A 5,382-nucleotide genomic window follows, 5' to 3' on the forward strand; every position below is an offset into this window, starting at 1 on the left:
GGGTCGGGGCGGGCCTCTCGAACAGCCCCTCCGCTTCCTCGGGCGGCCAAGCCTCCTGAACCTGCGGCGCCCGGCCGAGCATCGCGCCCGGCGGCACCAGCCAGCTCGGGAGCGTGCCCGCCTCGAACCCTTCCATGCCCGGCTGCGGCAGCGCCGGGTGAGGCAGGGCATGCGGCAGCGCCCGCGGCGGGGCCGGGGGGGCGCCCGCGATGCGACGGGCAAGGTTGGAGCGCAGGCTCATCAGCCGATGGGCGAGGCCGCCGATCGAGCGATCCAGGCGATCGCCGCCGCGGCTCGGCCGCGACGGATCACGATGGGAATAGGGAGGCCGTCCCGATGCGCGCATGATCTGAGAGATGACTCGAAACAAGGTCCGGCTCCTGCGGAGCGGTTCGAGCCCCAGGTTAGGCGGATCGTCGTTAACGAACGCTTGCCCTCCCCTCCCCCGGGCCTCAGCCGGACCCGCCGTGCAAGCGCGCCGCGAACCGGATATCGTCGAGCCCGTTGGACCTTTGCGGGATGTCTTCGAGGAACTGTGACGGGGCCTGCGGCCCGGTGACAGCCCTCTGCTGGCAGAACGAAAAACCGTTCGTTGAAAACATCTTGGCAGGGTTTCCTGCCGTATCAGGCGAGCTTCGAGAACCCGGTGGCGATCCCTTCGTCCGAATCCTTCCGCTCCCTCTACCGGCACGGCTTCGCCCGCGTCGCCGCCTGTACCGGACGCAGCCATCCGGGCGACCCGGCGGCCAATGCCGAGGACACCCTGAGGCTGGCGCGGCAGGCCCACGCGGCCGGCGCGGCGCTCGCGGTCTTCCCCGAACTCGGCCTGTCCTCCTACGCCATCGAGGACCTGCTGCTGCAGGCGGCCCTGCTCGATGCGGTGGAGGCGGGCATCGCCCGTCTGGTGGCGGAGAGCGCCGGGCTGACCCCGCTCCTCGTGGTCGGCGCCCCCGTGCGCTGGCGCAGCCGGCTCTACAACGCCGCCCTGGCGATCCAGGGCGGGCGGCTGCTGGGCGTCGTCCCGAAGAGCTACCTGCCGAATTACCGGGAGTTCTACGAGAAGCGCCATTTCGCCTCCGGCGCAGGGCTCCTCGGCGAGACGATCCGCCTCGGCGGGGCGGAGGCGCCGTTCGGCACCGACCTGATCTTCGCCGCCGAGGATCTGCCGCGCTTCCGCCTCGCCATCGAGGTCTGCGAGGATCTCTGGGTGCCGCAGACGCCGGGCATGGAGGCGGTGCTGGCGGGCGCCACCGTGATCGCCAACCCCTCCGGCAGCCCGATCACCGTCGGCCGGGCGGATTCCCGCGAATTGCTGACCCGCGCCGCCTCGATGCGCGGCCTGTGCGCCTATGTCTACGCGGCGGCCGGGGCGGGGGAATCCACCACCGATCTGTCCTGGGACGGGCAGACCAGCATCGACGAGAACGGCGTGCGGCTGGCCGAAGGCGAGCGCTTCCCCGCCGGGCCGGTGGTGACCCTGGCCGATCTCGATCTCGACCTGATCGCGCAGGAGCGGCTCCAGGCCGGCAGCTTCGACGACAACGCCCGCCAGAACGGTCTCCGGCCGTGGCGCACGGTGTCGTTCCGGCTCGACCCGCCGCAGGGCGATCTCGGCCTGAAGCGGCGGGTCGAGCGCTTCCCCTTCGTGCCCTCCGATCCGGCCCGCCTCGCGCAGGATTGCTACGAGGCCTACAACATCCAAGTGGCGGGCCTCGCCCAGCGGCTGGCGGCGACGGGCACCAAGCGGGCGGTGATCGGCGTCTCCGGCGGGCTCGATTCGACCCATGCCCTGATCGTCGTCGCCAAGGCCTTCGACCGGCTCGGCCTGCCGCGACAGGACATCCTGGCCTACACCCTGCCGGGCTTCGCCACCTCCGACGAGACCAAGACCAACGCCCACGCCCTGATGCGGGCTCTGGGCACGACGTCGGAGGAAATCGACATCCGCCCGGCCGCCCGGCAGATGCTGACCGATATGGGCCACCCCTATGGCCGGGGGGAGGCGGTCTACGACGTCACCTTCGAGAACGTGCAGGCGGGCCTGCGCACCGATTACCTGTTCCGGCTGGCCAACCGGCACGGCGGCATCGTGATCGGCACCGGCGATCTCTCGGAACTGGCGCTCGGCTGGAGCACCTACGGCGTCGGCGACCAGATGAGCCATTACGGCGTCAATGCCGGCGTGCCCAAGACCCTGATCCAGCACCTGATCCGCTGGGTGATTTCGTCAGGGCAATTCGGTGAGGAGGAGAACCGCACCCTCCGGGCGGTGCTCGACACCGAGATCTCGCCGGAGCTGGTGCCGGCCTCGGAAGGCGAGGGGCCGCAGAGCACCGAGGCCAAGATCGGCCCCTACGCCCTGCAGGACTTCAACCTCTGGTTCACCCTGCGCCACGGTTTCGTGCCCTCGAAGATCGCCTTCCTGGCGCTGCACGCCTGGGGCGACGCGGCGGCCGGCGACTGGCCGCCGGACTTTCCGGCGGCGAAGCGCACCGCCTACGACCTGGCCGAGATCCGGCGCTGGCTTCACGTCTTCCTCGACCGCTTCTTCCGTTTCAGCCAGTTCAAGCGCTCGGCCCTGCCCAATGGCCCGAAGGTCTCGGCCGGCGGCTCCCTCTCGCCGCGCGGCGACTGGCGTGCCCCCTCCGATGCCAGCGCCCGGGCCTGGCTCGACGAATTGGAGCGGAACGTGCCGAAGGACTGAGGCGGGGAGGGCCATCCCGAAGGGATCGTTCCGTGTCAGGCCTGGGCCCTCTCGGCGCCGGGGTCGATGCCCACCGGCCCGGCCGTGAGGGCGTGCTGAGGGAGGACGGACCGCGCGCATCGTGCCGCCGTTCGAAACCGGGGAGGAGGCCCTGGCAGAGCGTTGCCGTGGCCGCTACTGGCCGCCGTCTTGGCGTGACAGGAGCTTTGCCATGATCACCGTGTTTCACGCGCCGCGCACCCGCTCGCTCCGGGTGCTGTGGATGCTCGAGGAGATGGGCCTGCCCTACGAGGTCCGCCCGGTCGATTTTCCGTGCCATCGTGCCGATGCCGAGTTCATGCGCCTCAATCCGGCCGGATCCATCCCTCTCTTGACCGATGGCGATGTCGCGATCAGCGAATCCATCGCGATCATCGAGTATCTCATCGGGCGCCACGGGCCGACGCCGCTGGCTCCGCAGCCTTCGGACGCCTCCTACCCTTCCTATCTTCAGTATCTTCATCTCGGGGAGGCAAGCTTGGCCGGCCCCATGACGGTCGTCGCGTATAGCTGGTTCATGGGGCCTGAAGACCAGAGGGAGAATCCCGGAGTCGAGGCGGCGCGAACCATCTTCCGGTCTCGGTTGAAGGCCGTCCAAACCCGCCTCGAAGATCAAGCCTATATGGCGGGATCCGCCTTCACGGCGGCCGACATTTCCGTCGCCTACGCCCTCGGACTCGGCCAAGGCCTCAAGGCCGTCGAGACATACGCGCCCGTCATTCAGGACTACCTCACGCGTTGCCGGAGCCGCCCGGCGTTTCAGCGCGCCTCGGCCAAGTAATCGGTGAGCGGAGGTCCCCTGGGCTGGCGTCGGTGAGGCCCGCCTTGGCTCGCAAGCGGCTCCTCGTCTCGTCATGCCCAATCCGCTTGCCCAATCCGCTTGATCCCTTCGGGATGGCGGATCGGGGCTTCGCTCAGGCGCCGCGCGGGCTTGCCGAGACGGGAACCGCTTCGATCAAAGCGGATCTGGTATCAAACAGATGGCTGTCGACCTTAGGTCGCGGGGGGCACGGCTCCTTTCGCGGCCGGGGTCTGCTATCCCTGCGCCTGCCGGACCGCTCGCCGGGACCGGCCCGCCGCAGGGACATCCGATGCTCCGCCTTCTTCTCGCCCTCGCCCTGACTGTTGCCGCGCCCGGTCTCGCCGCGGCGCAGGGGGCGATGCAAGGGGCGATGACGGCGGCCAAGGCGAAGGATCTGGTGCGGGCGAGCCTCGTCTCCGAGAGCACGGCGCTGGTACCCGGCCGCACGGTGACGCTCGGCCTGCACATGGCGATGAAGCCGGGCTGGCACGTCTATTGGCGCAATCCCGGCGATTCCGGCCTGCCGCCGGAGATGGCGTGGCGCCTGCCCGAGGGCTTCTCCACCGGCGCCGTGCAATGGCCGGTGCCGGAGCGGATCCCGGTCCAGGGCCTGATGAATTTCGGCTACGAGGGGGCGGTCACCCTGCTGGTGCCGCTCGCCGTGCCTGAGAGCGCCACGCTCGGCGGCACGGCGCGGCTGTCCGGCACGCTGTCCTACCTCGTCTGCGAGGAGATCTGCATTCCCGGCTCGGCGGAGCTGAGCCTCGATCTGCCGGTGGCCGCTTCCGCCGAGGCGGATTCGCGGCAGGCCGCCCTGTTCGCCCGTGCCCGCGCCGCCCTGCCCGAGGCCGCGCCCGGCCCGTTCCGCACCAGCCGCGAGGGCGACCGCCTCGTGCTGCGGCTCGACCGGCCCGGCCTCACCGCCGAGGCGGTGAAGGAGGTGGCCTTCTTCCCCTATGCCGAGGGTGCGCTCGACAACGCCGCTCCTCAGGATTGGGCGGTCGAGGCCGCCGGCCTGCGCCTCACCCTGACGCCGGGCGATGCCAAGGCGCTGGCCAAATCTCCCGCCGAGTCTCCCGCCGAGCCCCTGGCCGGCGTGCTCGCCTTCGCCGAGGACGGCGCGCGCAAGGCCTATGCCCTCGGGCCGGAGCCCGCGATCGCGCCGGCAGCGGCGCCCATCCCCGCCGCCGAGGCGGTTCCCGCGCCGCAGGAGGAGAGTCTGACCCTCTGGAGTGCCGCCGGCCTCGCCCTGCTCGGCGGCCTGATCCTCAACCTGATGCCCTGCGTCTTCCCGGTTCTGTCGATCAAGGTGCTGAGCCTCGTGCGGCAGGCGGGCGAATCCGCCACCCGCGTGCGCTGGCACGGCCTCGCCTATACCGTCGGCGTGCTCGTGAGCTTCCTCGGGCTCGCCGGGCTGCTGATCGCCCTGAAGGCGAGCGGAGCCGGCATCGGCTGGGGCTTCCAGCTGCAATCGCCGGTGGTGGTGGCGCTCCTCGCCTACGGGCTGTTCGCCATGGGTCTCAGCCTCTCGGGCGTGGTGCATCTCGGCGGTGGCATCGTCGGGCTCGGCGACGGGCTGACCCGGCGGGCGGGCTATCAGGGCTCGTTCTTCACCGGCGTGCTGGCGACCGTGGTGGCGACCCCCTGCACGGCGCCGTTCATGGGCGCGGCGGTGGGCTTCGCCCTGACGCAGGCGGCGGCGACGGCGCTCCTCGTCTTCGCCAGCCTCGGTCTCGGCCTCGCTTTGCCGTTCCTGGTGCTGACGCTGTTTCCCCGAGCCTTGCTCTGGCTGCCCCGGCCCGGTGCCTGGATGGATGTGCTGAAGGGCGCGCTCGCC

Annotated in this window: 4 protein-coding genes; 3 read left to right on the forward strand and 1 reads right to left on the reverse strand. The window is 70.8% G+C overall.

The annotated features are described in order from the left end of the window. On the reverse strand, positions 1-241 hold a 241-nt coding region (locus MZTS_RS22405), incomplete at its 3' end, for a hypothetical protein (protein ID WP_192285470.1). A gap of 405 nt (positions 242-646) precedes the next feature. Here MZTS_RS22405 and MZTS_RS22410 point away from each other — a divergent pair. The 3 genes from MZTS_RS22410 to MZTS_RS22420 form a co-directional block, all read left to right on the forward strand. Next, on the forward strand, positions 647-2,704 hold the full coding sequence (locus MZTS_RS22410; protein ID WP_192285472.1) for an NAD(+) synthase: 2,058 nt from the start codon (positions 647-649) through the stop codon (positions 2,702-2,704). A gap of 121 nt (positions 2,705-2,825) precedes the next feature. Further along, positions 2,826-3,524, forward strand: coding sequence for a glutathione S-transferase family protein (locus MZTS_RS22415; RefSeq protein WP_343068834.1), 699 nt, complete (start codon positions 2,826-2,828; stop codon positions 3,522-3,524). Positions 3,525-3,834: 310 nt separating this feature from the next. Further along, positions 3,835-5,382 (forward strand): protein-disulfide reductase DsbD domain-containing protein (locus tag MZTS_RS22420; RefSeq protein ID WP_192285471.1); only part of this gene is annotated, 1,548 nt, incomplete at its 3' end.

The organism is Methylorubrum zatmanii, from assembly GCF_014845115.1.
In the GTDB taxonomy this organism is placed as follows: Bacteria; Pseudomonadota; Alphaproteobacteria; order Rhizobiales; family Beijerinckiaceae; genus Methylobacterium; species Methylobacterium zatmanii.